We start from the raw sequence: 13,535 nt of genomic DNA on the forward strand, positions 1-13,535 counted from the left end.
ACGTGCCCGCGTCGAGGGCGGCGATGACGGCTGGTCGGCCGTCAGCCGTACCGTGCCTGGTCACGGTCACGGTCGCGGCGCCTGAGACGGAGTCGCTCGCGTACCTTGCGCCGAGCCGACGGAGCCGGTCCCGCGAACGGCATCCCGGAGCGGCCGTAGTGGATGGCGGCCATGCGGTCGCCGTGCTGTGAGTTCAGCAGGCGGATGAGCAGGACCCCGACCACGATCATTCCCAGGATCACGGCCACGGTCACGAACGTCTCCACGGTCCTCACCTTCCCGTCGGTATCCGCGGCCGTGCGGCCGAGTCGCGGGCCTCGTGCCCTCCTTCGGAGTCCCAGACCGCCTCCACGGCACGGTCGGCGTCGCGCAGCGCCCGCAGGCGCGCCGCCTCCTCCACCAACCGGCTCGCGGTCGACACACCGCGTGGGTCACTCGCGGCGGCCATCAGCCAGGCGGCCGAGTCGGGAGTCGTCTGCGGCGGGACCACCAGGAGGTTCCAGCGGCCCATGTGGTACGAGAGCAACAGCAGTTCGTGCGGGTCCTGCTCGGGCAGGAACCAGCCCACGTTCACCACGTGCCCGGCGACGGGCACCTTGCGTGGAATGACCGGCCACTGGGTGGGATTCACCGTGACCCGGGTGATCCGCCCCCACAGCGGGTCCAGTACGGAGGTCAGGGACGGGAGTTCCGCCCCGAGATCGCGGGACCGGGGCCACCAGGCGCCGTCCAGCAGAGCCGGGGCGGAGCCGGCGGGCGCCAGCGACAGTCGCAGAGAGGACGAGGAGAACCGGTCATCGGCTTCGGTCGTCGGCGGGCGGGAGATGGTCGCATTCATGACGCGAACCCTGCCCCGGGCCGGTCGCGACCGGCCCGGCATATTCGATCGCCGAAAACGACACGAGCCTGGCAGCCGGTGTTCGAAATATCCTCGGTGAATCCAGCGTACTCCGCGGACAGGCCCGACGGACCGTACGGAGAGCCCGGCCTATGCGCTGCCGGTGTCGAGAAGGATCCGTTCGGCACGCATCACGCTGCCGGCGCGGACGGCCTCGGCCATGGCCGCGCGCGCGGCGTCGGGCGTCGCGCGCGGCGGGACCACGAGGAGGGAGAAGAGATCCTGCTCGCCCCGGGTGATGAGGACGGTGTCGTCGCCTGCCGCGAAGGAGTCGATGTGGACGACACGGTCGTCGATGGTCATCCGCGTCGGCAGCCCTTCCCAGGCGCCGGCGTCCAGGCCGACACGCGTGATGGGCCCGAGGTACTCGGTCAGTGCGGAGATCAGGCCGGGCAGCTCGGCGGCGATGTCGCGGGAGCGCGGCCACCACGCCCCGTCGAGCACGCCCTGCCGCTCGTGCGTCGTCTCCAGCCGTACGACAGCCGTCCCGGGCCGCACGGCCTGGTGGACGGCGTCCGGCAGGAGCCTGGTCCCCCGCGGGGCGGAGGAGTCGGCCATCGCACTCACCTGCTTCCCTGTCGTCACTCCTGATCGCTCGCGGCGGCCGCCATCAGCGGTTCCGCCGCCGCCTCGGTCGTGTCCGGAGGCACGACCATCAGGTCCCAGCGTCCCCGGCCGGGGGTGAGCAGGACGATGGTGTGCGGGGCGGACGCGGCGAGGGCCCTGTGCAGCCGTACGACCTGGTTGAAGACGAGAGTCCGGCCGGGCACCGTGGACCACACCGCCCCGTTGACGGTGACGCTGGTGATCTGGCCCCACGTGCGCGGCAACCCCGCGAGCAGCGAGGGAAGCTCCGCGAGCAGGTCGTACGAACGGGGCCACCACGCTCCGTCGATGGGCCGGGGCATGCCGCTGCCGGGTGCGAGGCGCAGCCGGAGGACGGGGTGGGAGGGAAGCGGGGGCTGCAGTGCGGTGGTCATGAGAAGGCTCCTGCCAACTGCCGTACGAGGTCGGATGGTTGACGTCAAGCGCGCCGGGCCGCGACCCGCTCGGCGGTCGGCCGGCACACGTCGTGCACCCAGCCGAGACGTTCGGGAAGGCGGATGACGGCGGCGGAGGGATCGCCATGGCCGCGGGGCGTGGCCGGAATGGACGGCATGCGTGGCTCCTCGGCCTGGATGCGGATGGCGCGGCCGGGGTCACGGGCTGCCCCAGTGAGAACTGGTGACGTGCTCTGCAGGGAAGGTGCTCGGGTGGACTCGCCGGAGACGAGGCGACGGTCCGGGGCCGGTGGATTCCGGTATACGGAAGTGCTCGTGGTCTCCACCGTACTCCCGCCCGTGTAACAGCCGGGACCGTTCAGGTCCCGAGGACCAGAACGCGGAACGGGCCCGGCGGCGTGGTGCTCGGGGTGTCGCCCTCGAGACACCGCCACCCCCAGGACCGCAGCGCCTCGACGATCCCGTCGTCGGAGCGGTTCACCAGCGTCACGCCGACCGTGGCGCCGTGGTCGGTGAGCAGCCGCCTCTGGAGGCGCCGGGCGAGGTTCCAGGCACGGTCCTGGTTCTGTCGGCGCACCCAGGGCTGGACGATGATCACGCAGACCACGAAGAGGCGCCCGGAGCCCGCGAGACGGAGCAGACTCCCCGGGAGGTACCCGTCGAAGCCCTCCCACCAGGGCCCGTCGCCGCCTACGGGGAAGCCGTAGGCGCACCCGGTCAGAGCTGTGGTCTCGGCGATCAGCAGCGAGAACCCCGGTCGCCTCGCATCGGCCTCCAGCCGTCGCAGGAAGGCGCCGCGGGCCTCGTTCCACGCCCACGGGCCGCCGCCGGAGGTGTCCGCGTACAGATCGCCGAGCTCCCCCAGCCGGTCCTCGACCTGACGTCGGGTCAGCTCGCGGACGCGGGCGCCTTCACGTGGGGAGGAGCCCCGTTCCGGCCTCGGCCGGGGCTGCCTCCGCGTGCCGCGCCGGTCCGGGACGGCCTGCCGCCCGGGGAGCTCTGTGGTCGTCGGCGCGACCGGAACGTGCACCGTCATGAGGCAAGCCCTGCTCCGGGCGCAGGAGGACCCGACCCGGGGTCGTCGGTCGCCGAGGGCGGCACCGGTGTCGGGGCCGGTGCGCGAAGGGCTCTCGGTACCTTCACGGTACTCCCGGCCGCGCACCCGTCCGCCGGGACCACGGCCGGGAGACCCCGGGGTGTGCGGCTACCTGGAGGCGGCGGAGACCAGACCGTCCAGCCAGGCCTGGTGGCCGTTGAGCATCGGGTCGGGACGCTCGGCCGCCAGGGCCGCGGCGGGCCGGCCGAGCTGGGTCTCCTGGGTCAGGATCCGCACCCGGCCGCCGGGCAGGTCCTCCACCAGCCAGGCGTGCAGCACGTCGAGCCGCTCCTCCGGCGTACCGTCCTGCTTCGCCGTCCAGGACAGACGGCCGGGGAAGCCCTCTGCGGGTGCGGGGTGTCCTTCTCGTGGGCGCGCTTCTCTCAAGCGCGTGGTCAGGGAAGCTTCTTGAGCAGCTCGGCGGCGAGCGGGGCGGAGGAGGCGGGGTTCTGGCCGGTGACGACATTGCGGTCGACCCGGACGTGCGGCGCCCACGGCTCCCCGGTCTCGACCGTCAGACCGGCCTCGGTCAGCCGGTCCTCCAGCAGCCACTTCGCCTTGTCCGCGCTGCCGGCCAGCCGCTCCTCGGCGTTGGTGAAGGCGGTGATCCGGTAGCCGGCGTAGGCGTTGGTACCGTCCTCCTTCACCGCGGCCAGCAGCGCGGCCGGGCCGTGGCAGACGACGCCCACCGGCAGTCCGGAGTCCACGGCCCGGGCGAGGAGGCGGCCGGAGTCGGTGTCGACGGCGAGGTCCTCCATCGGGCCGTGGCCGCCGGGGACGTACACCGCGTCGAAGTCGTCGAGGCGTACGTCGGTGAGCGTCAGCGGGGTGCGGAACTCCGGGGCGCCCTCCACCACGGCCTTGATCTTCGCGGCGCTCTCCGCGCCGCCCGCGGCCTCCGGGGCCAGGCTGCCCGGGTCGACCGGCGGGACGACGCCGCCCGGGGTGGCCACGGTGATCTCGTGGCCCGCGGCCTTGAACGCCTCGTACGGGGCGACCGCCTCTTCGGCCCAGAAGCCGGTGCGGTGCTTGCTGCCGTCGGCCAGCGTCCAGTGGTCGGCGCCGGTCATCAGGAAAAGGATCTTCGCCATGAGGTGCTCCTACGGTTCTGAGGGGTGGTGGGTCCGCATGGTCCGGCCGCGTCGTCACTCACGACGCTAGAGCCGGTGCCCATCGGAGTACCAATAGGAGGGCCGATTTCACCTATCGACACTCCGATGTGTCCCGGCGGCTACGCTGGCGTCATGAGGAACCGGACGCCCGAGGCCGCCGGTACCGGCAGGCAGCTACCCGCCCATGCCGACCTGAACCTGCTGCGCACCTTCCTGGCCGTCTACCGCGCCGGTACGTTCACCGCCGCCGCCCCCGCGCTCGGGCTGTCCCAGTCCACCGTGACCGCGCAGATCCGCACCCTGGAGCAGCAGACCGGCCGCGAGCTGTTCACCCGGCTGCCGCGCGGCGTGGAACCCACGCCCGTCGCCCACGAGCTGGCCGCCCGGATCGAGGGCCCGCTCGACGCCCTCGCGACCCTGGAAGGCGGCGGCCGGGAGGGCGGCCCCACCCTGCCCGTGCATCTCGCCGGACCGTCGGAACTGCTGTGCGTGCGCGTCCTGCCCGCCCTGGTCCCCCTCGTCGCCGACGGCGTCCGGCTCCGTGTCACCCAGGGGCTGCCCGAACCCCTGTTGGAGGAGATGCGGTCGGGCCGCCACGACCTGGTCATCACGACCCGGCGCCCCCGCGGCCGGGCCCTGGAGTCCGTCCCGCTCGCCGACGAGGAGTATCTGCTCGTGGCCTCCCCCGACTGGGCCCGGCGCCTCGCCGCGCACTCGCGGGCCGACGGCGACCTGTGTGCCGCCCTGCGCGACGTCCCGATGGTCACCTACGCCGAGGACCTGCCCATCGTGCGGCGTTACTGGCGGACCGTCTTCGGCAGACAGCTCACCACCCGCGCCGCGGTCACCGTGCCCAACCTGTACGCCGTCCTGTCCGCGGTCAACGCAGGAGCGGGCGTCAGCGTGCTGCCCCGTTCGCTGTGCCAGGAGTACCTCGACTCCGGCCGTCTCGCCCTCCTCCACGACCCGGAGGAACCGCCGTTGAACACCCTGTTCCTCGTCCAGCGGCCCGGCGCCGAGGCCAACCCCGACGTGCTCCGGGTCCGCGACCGCCTCCGGGCGGCCGCCCGCGGCTGGTAGCCGCGTCCCCCGCGACGTGTCAGCCGGAGGCGCCCGCCCGGGCGCCGGTGCGGGACTCGGCGGCGGCTTTCAGATCGCGCAGCCACGCGTCGAGACCGTCGCCGAGGGCCTTCGTCGCGGTGGGGACGTCCGCCTCGACCTGGGCGCCGGTCCAGGTCTCCTCGGTGTGGACGCGCACGCCGCCCTTGACCTTCCTGAACGTCCACAGATGCACGCCCTCGTCGATGCGCAGCCCCTCGCCGATCGCCGGTCCGCTCCACAGGACGCAGTCGCGGTCGCGGAGTTCCCGGACGGTGGAGGTGATCTCGAGTGTGGTGGCGGGAGTGGTGGGCGTGGCGGGCGCCGGGGTCGTCCACCGGAACTGCGAACCCTTCCACAGGCGGCCGGAGTCGAGACGTTCCATGGAGGTGACCGGCCGCTGCCAGGACGGCCAGCTCTCGACGTCGGTCTGCAGCTTCCAGACGGTGCTGAGCGGGGCCTTGATCACGGTGTCGGCCTCGTAGCGGATGAGGGCGTCGCTGTCGACGCCCTGCCCACGGCACTGGGACGTGCCGCCGTGCGGGGTGGCGGCCTGGGCGGCGGGGACGGTGCTCGCGAGAACGCCGGCGACGGCGAGCGCGACCAGGCCGGTGACGGCGCCGCCTCGTGAGGTGCTGCTGCTGCTCATGGTGTCCCTCTCGACGTTCGGTTACTTGGCTTCTCGTTCGTTAGAAGTTGTAACTCGACAGTCGGGAGAGTGTCAATAACTTTGGTGATAACCTCTAACTGTGACTGAAGCAGGTGCGACGAAGACCCCGCGCGAGCGCTACCGCGCCCAGGTGCGTACGGAGGTCAAGGAACACGCGTGGGAGCAGATCGCCACGGCGGGCGCGTCCGCGCTCTCCCTCAACGCGATCGCCAAGCGGATGGGGATGAGCGGGCCCGCGCTGTACCGGTACTTCGCCGGCCGCGACGAGTTGATCACCGAGCTCGTCACCGACGCCTACCGCAGCCTCGCCGGCACCTTCCGCGCGGCTTCCGGGGCCGGGGCCGACGTCGCCGCGCTGGGGCACGCCCTGCGCGGCTGGGCCCTGGAGGACCCCCAGCGGTACCTCCTCATCTACGGCACCCCCGTCCCCGGCTACCACGCGCCCGACGACGTCACCGCGATCTCGTCCGAGATCATGGCGACCCTGCTCGACGCGTGTGCCGCGCTGCCCCGGGACAGCGAGGACAGCGCGGCGACACCGCTGGACGCGCACCTCGAGGACCACCGGGACTGGGCAGACGGCCATCCCGCCCGGCCCGCGGCCCTCCGCCGGGCCCTGGCCTTCTGGACCCGGCTGCACGGCGTCCTGTCCCTGGAACTCTCGGGCCACTTCACGGGGATGGGGATCGACCCCGCCCAGCTCTTCGCCGCCGAACTGGACGCACTCTCCCGCCCGGACTAGGTCGTGGCGCCGGGGCCGCCGTCGCCCGGGCCGTTCCCGGGGGCGAGGCGGCGGTAGGCGGCGCGGGCGTGGGCCAGGCGGGCCAGGGCCGTGCCCAGGAGGGCGGCGGCGAGCAGACAGGCGAGCCATGTGGTGTCGCGGTGTCCGGCCCAGGTGAGGGTGCCGGCGGGCGGGATGACGAAGCCGTTGAGGAACAGCCAGCACAGCAGGGCCGTGCCGGGGGCGGCCGTGAAGCGGGCGCCCAGGCCGAGCACGGCGGCCAGCAGGGACAGCGCGGGCAGGGCCAGTTCCGGACGGCCGGGCCCCACCACGGTGTTGAGGCACGCCACCAGCGCCGGCGCGCCCGCGAAGGCCCCGGCCCAGACCAGCGGGGTCGCCACCGGCCGGGGGACGGGCCTGGCTCCGGTGCCCAGGGGCATCCACTTGATCATGCTGCCGCTTCCGCTCTGCCGGCCCGTTCCGAAGTGCTCGTCAGGGTGCCATCAACGCCGCTCCGGAGAAACACCGAATCCGGACAGTCGGCCAGGGGGAGTTCGCTACGGACGGCGCAGTCCCGTGACGAGGAGTCCGACCAGGCGCCGTGCGTCGTAGCGGGGTTGTTCGCTGCCGGGGTCGCTGTCGCCGTCCGCGCCGATGCAGAGGTTTCCGACGCCGCGCATGAGCTCGTACGCCTCGATGTCGGAGCCGATCTCGCCCGCGTCGGCCGCGGCGGCCAGCAACTCGGCACAGACGGGCACGAGCCGGTCGATGAAGTAGGCGTGCAGCGCCTCGAAGCCGGCGTCGTCGGAGCGCAGGGCGGCGGCGAGGCCGTGCTTGGTCACCAGGAAGTCGACGAAGAGGTCGATCCACTGCCGCAGTGCGGCGTGCGGGGTCGCACCGCTCGCCAGCAGGTCCGGGCCGGCCTCGGCGCAGGCGTCGACCTGGTGCCGGTAGACGGCGATGACGAGGTCCGCCCGGTGGGGGAAGTGGCGGTAGATCGTGCCCACCCCGACCCCGGCCCTGGCCGCGATGTCACGCACCGGCGCTTCCACGCCCGACGTGACGAAGACCGCGGCGGCCGCGTCGAGCAGGGCCGCCTTGTTGCGCCGGGCGTCCTTCCGCCGGGACGGGGCCGCGCTCCCCCCGCCCTCACCGCTGTCGTTCACCGCGTCACTCCTCCTCGGACCTCACCCTTGCAAAAACGGAACAGTGTTCCGTATTGTCGTAAGCGGAACGTCGTTCCGCTTCCCGTATGATGCCAGAGGAGACACGGTCATGCAGTACCGCACCTTGGGCCGCACCGGTGTGCAGGTCAGCTCCCTCGCGCTCGGCGCGATGAACTTCGGCCGGATCGGACGGACCACCCAGGACGAGGCCACCGCCCTCGTCGACGCCGCCCTGGAGGCGGGGATCAACCTCATCGACACCGCCGACATGTACGGCCGCGGCGAGTCCGAGGAGATGGTCGGCAAGGCCATCGTGGGGCGCCGCGAGGACATCGTGCTGGCCACGAAGGCGAGCATGCCGATGAGCGAGGAGCGCAACCACCAGGGCGCCTCGCGCCGCTGGCTGGTCACCGCGCTGGACGACAGCCTGCGCCGCCTCGGGGTCGACCACGTCGACCTGTTCCAGATCCACCGGTGGGATCCGCGCACCGGCGACGAGGAGACCCTGGCGGCGCTGACCGACCTGCAACGCGCGGGGAAGATCAGGTACTTCGGTTCCTCGACCTTCCCCGCGTACCGCATCGTGCAGGCACAGTGGGCCGCCCGCGAGCTACACCTGAGCCGCTACGTCACCGAACAGCCCGGCTACTCGGTCCTCCAGCGCGGGATCGAGACCCATGTCCTGCCCGTCACGCAGGAGTACGGGCTCGGCGTACTGGTGTGGAGCCCGCTCGCCTCGGGCTGGCTGACGGGCGCCATACGCGAGGGGCGGGACATCACCACGAACCGCTCGGCGTTCATGCCCGAGCGCTTCGACACCTCCCTCCCCGCCAACCGGGCCAGGCTCGACGCCGTCGAGCGCCTCGCCGAGGTCGCCGACCAGGCCGGCCTGACCATGATCCAGCTCGCGCTGGGCTTCGTGACCGCGCATCCCGGCGTGACCAGCGCGCTCATCGGCCCCCGGACGCCGGACCATCTCGCCGCGCAGCTCGCCGCCGCCGACACCGTGCTCACCCCCGACGTGCTCGACGCGATCGACCGGATCGTCCCGCCCGGCACCGACCTGGCCCCGCACGAGAAGCACGACACCCCGCCCGCGCTGCTCGACCCGTCGCTGCGGCGCCGCTGACCGGGCGGGAACGCGTCAGGCGTCCTCGATGGTGATGAAGGGGTCCCACTGGAAGTACCCCTTCAACTGGCGGTGGCGGTCCAGGATCTGGAAGTAGAAGTGGTAGGTGACCTTGCCGGACCTCTTGACGGTCGTCCGCCAGTAGTGGTCCTGGTACCGCTGGGTGTCGAACTCCGGCCGGCCCTCGCTGCCCTCCTTCGGCAGGGGGTATATGCCGTCGATCACCTCGATCTCCGGTGTGCGGATGAGCTGGTGCTGGCTGTCGCTGCTGACGTAGCGGTACAGCAGGGCCTTGTAGTCGCTGCCCAGGGAGACGGTCGTCTCGCGCCACTTGACGGTGTCGCCGGGTTCGGCGCGCAGGTTCAGCTCGGCGCCCGACGTGCCGACGATGTGGTCGTGGCGGGTCGTCATGTAGATCAGGCTCTCGTCGACCTGGGTCGGTGCGTCGGGGTTGCGGGACGCGTTGGGGTTGCGTTCGACGATCGTTGCCGCGTCGAACGCGATGAGGACGTTGAGATCAGCCATGGTCTTCTCTCCCTGTGTGGGTCTCTATGAGTGCGGAACCTTGTAGGCCATCGCCCGCGGGTAGTCGTGCCGGTGCAGCCGGACGCGGACCAGGAGCGGTCCGGCGTTGAGCGGGTCGGCCGGGTCGTCGAGGCGGGCCAGCACGTCGTCCAGCTCCGCGGTGTGCGTGACGCTGACGCCGTTCGCCGGGGTCTTCCCGCCGGCGAAGACGGCCGCGAGGCGGTCGTAGTGCCAGGGGTGCAGGACGTTGTAGAAGTCCGGTCCGGCGGCGTCCTGGTCGGCGTAGAACTCCGGGTGCACCAGCATCTGTTCGATGCCGTAGAAGTGGCCGTTGTCCATGACGAACACCACCGAGCGAAGTCCGAGCCTGGTGTGGGTGGAGAGCTCCTGGCAGGTCTCCTGGAAGGCGCCGTCGCCGACGAACACCATCGGGCGGGCGTCCTCGCGCTCGGGGGCGAGCGCGGCGCCGGTGGCCGCGCCGACCGACCAGCCGATGGACAGCCAGCTCACCTGTGAGAGGAACCCGCCCGCCGGCAGGGACAGGTTCATCGAGCCGATGAGGGAGAACGCGGCGTCCGAGACGACCGTCCAGTCCTCGCCGGTGTCGTGGTTCAGGAAGTGGTTGATCCGGTCGAAGACACCGTCGTAGGTGAGGTGTTGCCCGTCCGGCCGGCGGGATCGCGCGGCGCCGGCGCGGAGGGAGGCGCGGTGCTGTTCGAGGGCCGCGGGGCGGTCGCCCGGCGAGCCGTGGTGGTCGTAGGACTCGGCGTAGTAGTCGGCGGCCAGGCCCCCGGAGCCGTAGGCCTTCACCAGCGCGTCCTGGAGGGCGGGCAGCAGATGACGGAGCTGGACGTCGGGGAAGTAGGAGGTGCCGACGCTGACGCCACCCAGCGCGGCCATCACCCAGTCGCCGCCGACGGACTGCTCGCCACCGAGGTTCTTCGACGTGGACCAGGCGCCGAGCCCGATCCGGCAGGTGGCCCAGTCCTTGAAGACGCCGCGCACATCGGGGTGGCTGGCCGGGCCGTTGTAGACGCCGTGGAACTGCGGCAGGTCCTCGTCCACGACGGCCTTGGCGCCGACGGTGGTGCAGAACGGCACGCCCGTGGCCTCCACCAGGCCGGTGAGCTGCTCGCCGAGACGGAACCGCTCGATCTCCTCGCCGGCCCACACGATCGGGCGGGGCCTGCCGTCCGGGCCGGGATGCTCCTCGACCAGGGTGAGGACCGCCTGCACGGCGTGGTCCAGCATGGTCTGGTTGCGTTCGCTGAACGGCCGCTCGCGGGGCACGAGCGGCACCTCGGGTTCGGGGCAGGGCTCGTCCCAGAGGTCCTCCATGATCTCCAGGTAGACCGGCCGGCGCTCGGAGAGGCACGCGGTGAGCGCGGCGTCGATCTGGCCGGGGGCCAGGCCCGGGTTGGAGATGACCTGCGCGTCCACGGTGACCTGCCGGTAGACGTCCAGGTTGCTCTCCGCGCGGGGGCTCATGTGCGAGGTGAGCAGGCCGACGGCACGGTAGTTCTGCCACTGCTCATAGGGCGGGGAGGCGTTGACCGCGACCAGCGGGACCTGTTCGACGTAGGCGCCCCCGCAGGCGTTGAGCAGATTGAACGCGCCCACGCTGTAGGTGACGGCCACCGCTCCCACGCCGTGGATACGGGCGTAGGCGTCGGCGGCCTGGCCGGCGCCGCCCTCGGTGGGGGTGCCGACCCACTCGATGTCGTCCTCCTCCCGCAGGGTGGTCAGGAACGGGCCGAGGTGGTTGCCGGGGACGCCGAACAGGTGGGTGATGCCCAACTCGGCCAGCCGCAGGGCGAGATAGCGGGCGACCGTGCACCCCCGGTCGATCGCGGTCACGAGCTCTCCCCCTGCCGGTCCGCGCCCGGGACGGTGACCGGCGGGGCCTGGTGGACGGCGAGCGCGGCCCGCACGGCGCTCTCCAGGGCGCCCTCGATCCAGGCGTGCTTGAGGGAGGTGTGCTCTCCGGCGAAGTGCACCGGACCCTCGGGCCGGGAGACGTCCAGGTGGAAGCTGGTCATCTGGTGCGCGGTGTAGATGGCGGCCTCGCCGAAGGCGTACGGGTCGCGGGCCCAGCTCTTCGTGGCGCCCTGCCCGGTGAAGAACACCTCGATGCGGCGGCCGTGCAGGGCCTGGAGATTGCGCAGGGCGTAGACGTAGCGCTCGGCACCGCGCATGGAGTCCCAGCGCGCGGCGTCGTCGGACCAGCAGTAGGAGGCGAGGACGACGCCGCCGGTGCTGCCCTCGACCCGGTGCGAGGGGTAGTACATGAACCGGTTGGGGTTGTCGGCGGCGGAGCCCCCGCCGAAGCAGTGGGTGGCGGGGCGGACGGCGGGGCCGCGCAGCGGCAGGCTGCTGTTCAGCTCCCGCATCTCCTCGGTGACGCTGCTGTCCTTGACGGCGGCGCCGAGCAGCCCGGCGAAGGTGAGACCGGTCCCGGAGTCCGTGCTGACGACCGTGAGCGCGGTGTCCGCGTCGGCGCCCTGCCGGTAGTGCTCGTACAGCCCCGGCGAGATGCGGTCCAGCTCCTCGCGCCAGTCGTCCTCGGTGAACTCCCACCAGCGGTGGCTGAACTCCAGCAGCACCTTGGTGGCCTGGTCGTAGTGGGTCTCGATGATCGCGCGGCGCTTCTTGTACGACATCGAGGGGACGATCTCCACGAAGCGCAGGGCGGAGAACGGGACGGTGACGATCGCCAGGTCCGCCGTCCACAGGCGGGGCGGGGCCTGTGGATCGTTCTCGGCGACGGTCTGCACGGCCACGCCCCAGCCGTCGGGTCCGACGGCGCCGGTGCCCTCGGGGTCGGTGTCGCGGCTGGGGTCGTGGTACTCGAGGCGGATCATGCGGTGGCCGAGCCGCACCTCGTCGCGCAGGCCCTGGTGGAGGGCGTGCGGCAGACGCCAGCTACCGCCGGGTATCTCCCAGTAGCGGACCCCGGGGTTGATGTCGCTGCGGCTCAGGAAGCTGTGGAAGAAGGAGAGATGCAGCCGCGAGGACATGTTCTCCAGGGTTCCGACGGCCTCGATGGCCTCGTCGCTGAGGCCGGCGTGGTCGCGCAGGAAGCCGCCCATCGAGTAGCCGTCGAAGTCGCGGATCACCCGTGCCCAGCCCTCGACCCACTCCTCGAACGGCTTGTTCACGCGCCGGCCGTCGACCACGTCGGAGTAGTAGTCGCGCACGCATTCCAGCGCGTCGTCGACCATCTTCACGACGGGGGAACGGACTTCGTCGCCGGTGAGGTGGAAGCCCTCGTTGATGCGTTCCGGACCCGCGGTGTAGTCGGAGCGCCGCACCTGGACGCGGTTGGTGCGGATCCAGGAGTTGCCGCGCTTGTCGGGCTCGCGGAAGTCGGGGCTGTCGTCGCCATAGGCCCAGGTCCGGCCGGTGAAGGAGGAGTACGACACCGGGGGCACGGGGACGTCGGAGCCGCTGCCCGTGCCGGGGTCCACGTCCACGTTGTAGAACTGGCGGCGGCCGAGCCCGAGTTTGTCGACCAGGGCGAGGACGAGCGGGTGGAAGTCGGGCAGCCGCATGGCACCGGCCTCGGCGTACTGGGCCGGGTCGTCGAAGGGCTGGTGGTGCTTGGTGGCCCGGAACGTCTTGACGCGCCCGCCGACCCGGCTGGCGTTGGCCTCCAGGACGGTGACGTCGTGGCCGGCGTCCTTGAGTAATCGCCCGGCGACGAGGCCGGTGATCCCGGCACCGATGACGAGGATCTTCTTGCGCGGGTGGTGGGTGGGGCCGAGGCGGCCCGTGTCTATCAGGGTGTGCAGATAGTCGAGTTTGAGGTCCTTGCCGTCCGGCCCGACGAGCAGAAGTTCGCGGGCGAGCCGGATACAGGTCTGCCAGCGCGCACGGGTGGCGGAGCTGTCCCGAGAAGTGTCGGTCATAGCCAGCGATCGTAGATATGGCGAAACGATTTCGTGGTTTTACCGACGGGTAAAGTCCTGAAAACATCCATCGCCCCTATTGACGGGATTTCACCTTGCTCGAATTCCCTTTCGACGGACGGGAGATTCCCCAGAGACAGAAGGGAATTGGGCTCGAAATCCCATGAATAATTCACTTGCGGAATACGTACCACCACCGACAGCCGCCCAC

Annotated in this window: 17 protein-coding genes; 3 read left to right on the forward strand and 14 right to left on the reverse strand. The window is 71.7% G+C overall.

What is annotated here, in order from left to right; translation table 11 throughout:
- Nucleotides 1-41: 41 nt before the first annotated feature.
- From ACFTZL_RS11130 to ACFTZL_RS11165, 8 genes are all read right to left on the reverse strand, one after another.
- Nucleotides 42-266, reverse strand: a complete 225-nt coding sequence (locus ACFTZL_RS11130; RefSeq protein ID WP_382580366.1) for a hypothetical protein — start codon at nucleotides 264-266, stop codon at nucleotides 42-44.
- A gap of 5 nt (nucleotides 267-271) precedes the next feature.
- Complete coding sequence (locus ACFTZL_RS11135) at nucleotides 272-838, reverse strand: DUF5994 family protein (protein ID WP_382580368.1); 567 nt, start codon at nucleotides 836-838, stop codon at nucleotides 272-274.
- 150 nt (nucleotides 839-988) lie between these two features.
- A complete protein-coding gene (locus ACFTZL_RS11140) occupies nucleotides 989-1,456 on the reverse strand; it encodes a DUF5994 family protein (RefSeq protein ID WP_382580370.1) in 468 nt (155 codons plus the stop codon).
- Between the two features lie 23 nt (nucleotides 1,457-1,479).
- On the reverse strand, nucleotides 1,480-1,878 hold the full coding sequence (locus tag ACFTZL_RS11145) for a DUF5994 family protein (protein ID WP_382580372.1): 399 nt from the start codon (nucleotides 1,876-1,878) through the stop codon (nucleotides 1,480-1,482).
- 44 nt (nucleotides 1,879-1,922) lie between these two features.
- Complete coding sequence (locus tag ACFTZL_RS11150) at nucleotides 1,923-2,057, reverse strand: hypothetical protein (protein WP_382580374.1); 135 nt, start codon at nucleotides 2,055-2,057, stop codon at nucleotides 1,923-1,925.
- Between the two features lie 200 nt (nucleotides 2,058-2,257).
- Entirely contained in the window at nucleotides 2,258-2,935 is a 678-nt protein-coding gene (locus tag ACFTZL_RS11155) for a hypothetical protein (protein WP_382580376.1), read from the reverse strand.
- A gap of 168 nt (nucleotides 2,936-3,103) precedes the next feature.
- On the reverse strand, nucleotides 3,104-3,382 hold the full coding sequence (locus tag ACFTZL_RS11160; RefSeq protein ID WP_382580378.1) for a hypothetical protein: 279 nt from the start codon (nucleotides 3,380-3,382) through the stop codon (nucleotides 3,104-3,106).
- 8 nt (nucleotides 3,383-3,390) lie between these two features.
- Nucleotides 3,391-4,086 carry a type 1 glutamine amidotransferase domain-containing protein gene (locus ACFTZL_RS11165; protein WP_382580380.1) on the reverse strand — a complete coding sequence of 232 codons (696 nt, stop codon included), beginning with the start codon at nucleotides 4,084-4,086 and terminating at the stop codon, nucleotides 3,391-3,393.
- A 153-nt stretch (nucleotides 4,087-4,239) separates the two neighbouring features.
- Here ACFTZL_RS11165 and ACFTZL_RS11170 point away from each other — a divergent pair, with 153 nt between their 5' ends.
- Nucleotides 4,240-5,187, forward strand: a complete 948-nt coding sequence (locus ACFTZL_RS11170; protein ID WP_382580382.1) for a LysR family transcriptional regulator — start codon at nucleotides 4,240-4,242, stop codon at nucleotides 5,185-5,187.
- Between the two features lie 19 nt (nucleotides 5,188-5,206).
- Here ACFTZL_RS11170 and ACFTZL_RS11175 read toward each other — a convergent pair whose 3' ends face one another.
- Nucleotides 5,207-5,854 (reverse strand): SRPBCC family protein, encoded by a 648-nt coding sequence (locus ACFTZL_RS11175; RefSeq protein WP_382580384.1) that lies wholly within the window; start codon nucleotides 5,852-5,854, stop codon nucleotides 5,207-5,209.
- 100 nt (nucleotides 5,855-5,954) lie between these two features.
- On the opposite strand from ACFTZL_RS11175, the gene ACFTZL_RS11180 reads away from it, so the two are divergent.
- Nucleotides 5,955-6,617, forward strand: coding sequence for a TetR/AcrR family transcriptional regulator (locus tag ACFTZL_RS11180; RefSeq protein ID WP_382580385.1), 663 nt, complete (start codon nucleotides 5,955-5,957; stop codon nucleotides 6,615-6,617).
- On the opposite strand, the gene ACFTZL_RS11185 is transcribed toward ACFTZL_RS11180, so the two are convergent.
- Together ACFTZL_RS11185 and ACFTZL_RS11190 are read right to left on the reverse strand one after the other, a co-directional pair.
- The gene (locus ACFTZL_RS11185) at nucleotides 6,614-7,048 is read right to left on the reverse strand and encodes a hypothetical protein (protein ID WP_382580387.1); all 435 of its coding nucleotides are present in this window, start codon (nucleotides 7,046-7,048) and stop codon (nucleotides 6,614-6,616) included. The genes ACFTZL_RS11180 and ACFTZL_RS11185 overlap by 4 nt on opposite strands.
- Nucleotides 7,049-7,153: 105 nt before the next feature.
- Nucleotides 7,154-7,762 carry a TetR/AcrR family transcriptional regulator gene (locus ACFTZL_RS11190; protein ID WP_382580388.1) on the reverse strand — a complete coding sequence of 203 codons (609 nt, stop codon included), beginning with the start codon at nucleotides 7,760-7,762 and terminating at the stop codon, nucleotides 7,154-7,156.
- Nucleotides 7,763-7,871: 109 nt separating this feature from the next.
- Between ACFTZL_RS11190 and ACFTZL_RS11195 the strand changes: the two genes are divergently transcribed.
- The gene (locus ACFTZL_RS11195; RefSeq protein ID WP_382580390.1) at nucleotides 7,872-8,891 is read left to right on the forward strand and encodes an aldo/keto reductase; all 1,020 of its coding nucleotides are present in this window, start codon (nucleotides 7,872-7,874) and stop codon (nucleotides 8,889-8,891) included.
- A gap of 15 nt (nucleotides 8,892-8,906) precedes the next feature.
- Here the strand turns inward: ACFTZL_RS11195 and ACFTZL_RS11200 are convergent, their stop codons facing one another.
- From ACFTZL_RS11200 to ACFTZL_RS11210, 3 genes are read right to left on the reverse strand one after another with little or no spacing between them, the layout of a single operon-like run.
- Nucleotides 8,907-9,416: an inclusion body family protein gene (locus tag ACFTZL_RS11200; RefSeq protein WP_382580392.1), complete on the reverse strand. Its 510-nt coding sequence runs from the start codon at nucleotides 9,414-9,416 to the stop codon at nucleotides 8,907-8,909.
- Nucleotides 9,417-9,440: 24 nt separating this feature from the next.
- On the reverse strand, nucleotides 9,441-11,273 hold the full coding sequence (locus tag ACFTZL_RS11205; protein WP_382580394.1) for an alpha-keto acid decarboxylase family protein: 1,833 nt from the start codon (nucleotides 11,271-11,273) through the stop codon (nucleotides 9,441-9,443).
- Entirely contained in the window at nucleotides 11,270-13,324 is a 2,055-nt protein-coding gene (locus tag ACFTZL_RS11210; RefSeq protein ID WP_382580396.1) for a flavin monoamine oxidase family protein, read from the reverse strand. The genes ACFTZL_RS11205 and ACFTZL_RS11210 overlap by 4 nt, the downstream gene beginning before the upstream one ends.
- Nucleotides 13,325-13,535: the final 211 nt, after the last annotated feature.

Source organism: Streptomyces sp. NPDC056948 (assembly GCF_042674225.1).
GTDB lineage: Bacteria > Actinomycetota > Actinomycetes > Streptomycetales > Streptomycetaceae > Streptomyces > Streptomyces purpurascens.

Bases quoted from the DNA above. Each gene is read 5' to 3' on its own strand.
- ACFTZL_RS11200 (WP_382580392.1), bottom strand. From the start codon at position 9,416: ATGGCTGATCTCAACGTCCTCATCGCGTTCGACGCGGCAACGATCGTC.
- ACFTZL_RS11195 (WP_382580390.1), top strand. From the start codon at position 7,872: ATGCAGTACCGCACCTTGGGCCGCACCGGTGTGCAGGTCAGCTCCCTC.
- ACFTZL_RS11150 (WP_382580374.1), bottom strand. From the start codon at position 2,057: ATGCCGTCCATTCCGGCCACGCCCCGCGGCCATGGCGATCCCTCCGCC.
- ACFTZL_RS11140 (WP_382580370.1), bottom strand. From the start codon at position 1,456: ATGGCCGACTCCTCCGCCCCGCGGGGGACCAGGCTCCTGCCGGACGCC.
- ACFTZL_RS11165 (WP_382580380.1), bottom strand. From the start codon at position 4,086: ATGGCGAAGATCCTTTTCCTGATGACCGGCGCCGACCACTGGACGCTG.
- ACFTZL_RS11155 (WP_382580376.1), bottom strand. From the start codon at position 2,935: ATGACGGTGCACGTTCCGGTCGCGCCGACGACCACAGAGCTCCCCGGG.
- ACFTZL_RS11185 (WP_382580387.1), bottom strand. From the start codon at position 7,048: ATGATCAAGTGGATGCCCCTGGGCACCGGAGCCAGGCCCGTCCCCCGG.
- ACFTZL_RS11145 (WP_382580372.1), bottom strand. From the start codon at position 1,878: ATGACCACCGCACTGCAGCCCCCGCTTCCCTCCCACCCCGTCCTCCGG.
- ACFTZL_RS11170 (WP_382580382.1), top strand. From the start codon at position 4,240: ATGAGGAACCGGACGCCCGAGGCCGCCGGTACCGGCAGGCAGCTACCC.
- ACFTZL_RS11135 (WP_382580368.1), bottom strand. From the start codon at position 838: ATGAATGCGACCATCTCCCGCCCGCCGACGACCGAAGCCGATGACCGG.
- ACFTZL_RS11210 (WP_382580396.1), bottom strand. From the start codon at position 13,324: ATGACCGACACTTCTCGGGACAGCTCCGCCACCCGTGCGCGCTGGCAG.
- ACFTZL_RS11175 (WP_382580384.1), bottom strand. From the start codon at position 5,854: ATGAGCAGCAGCAGCACCTCACGAGGCGGCGCCGTCACCGGCCTGGTC.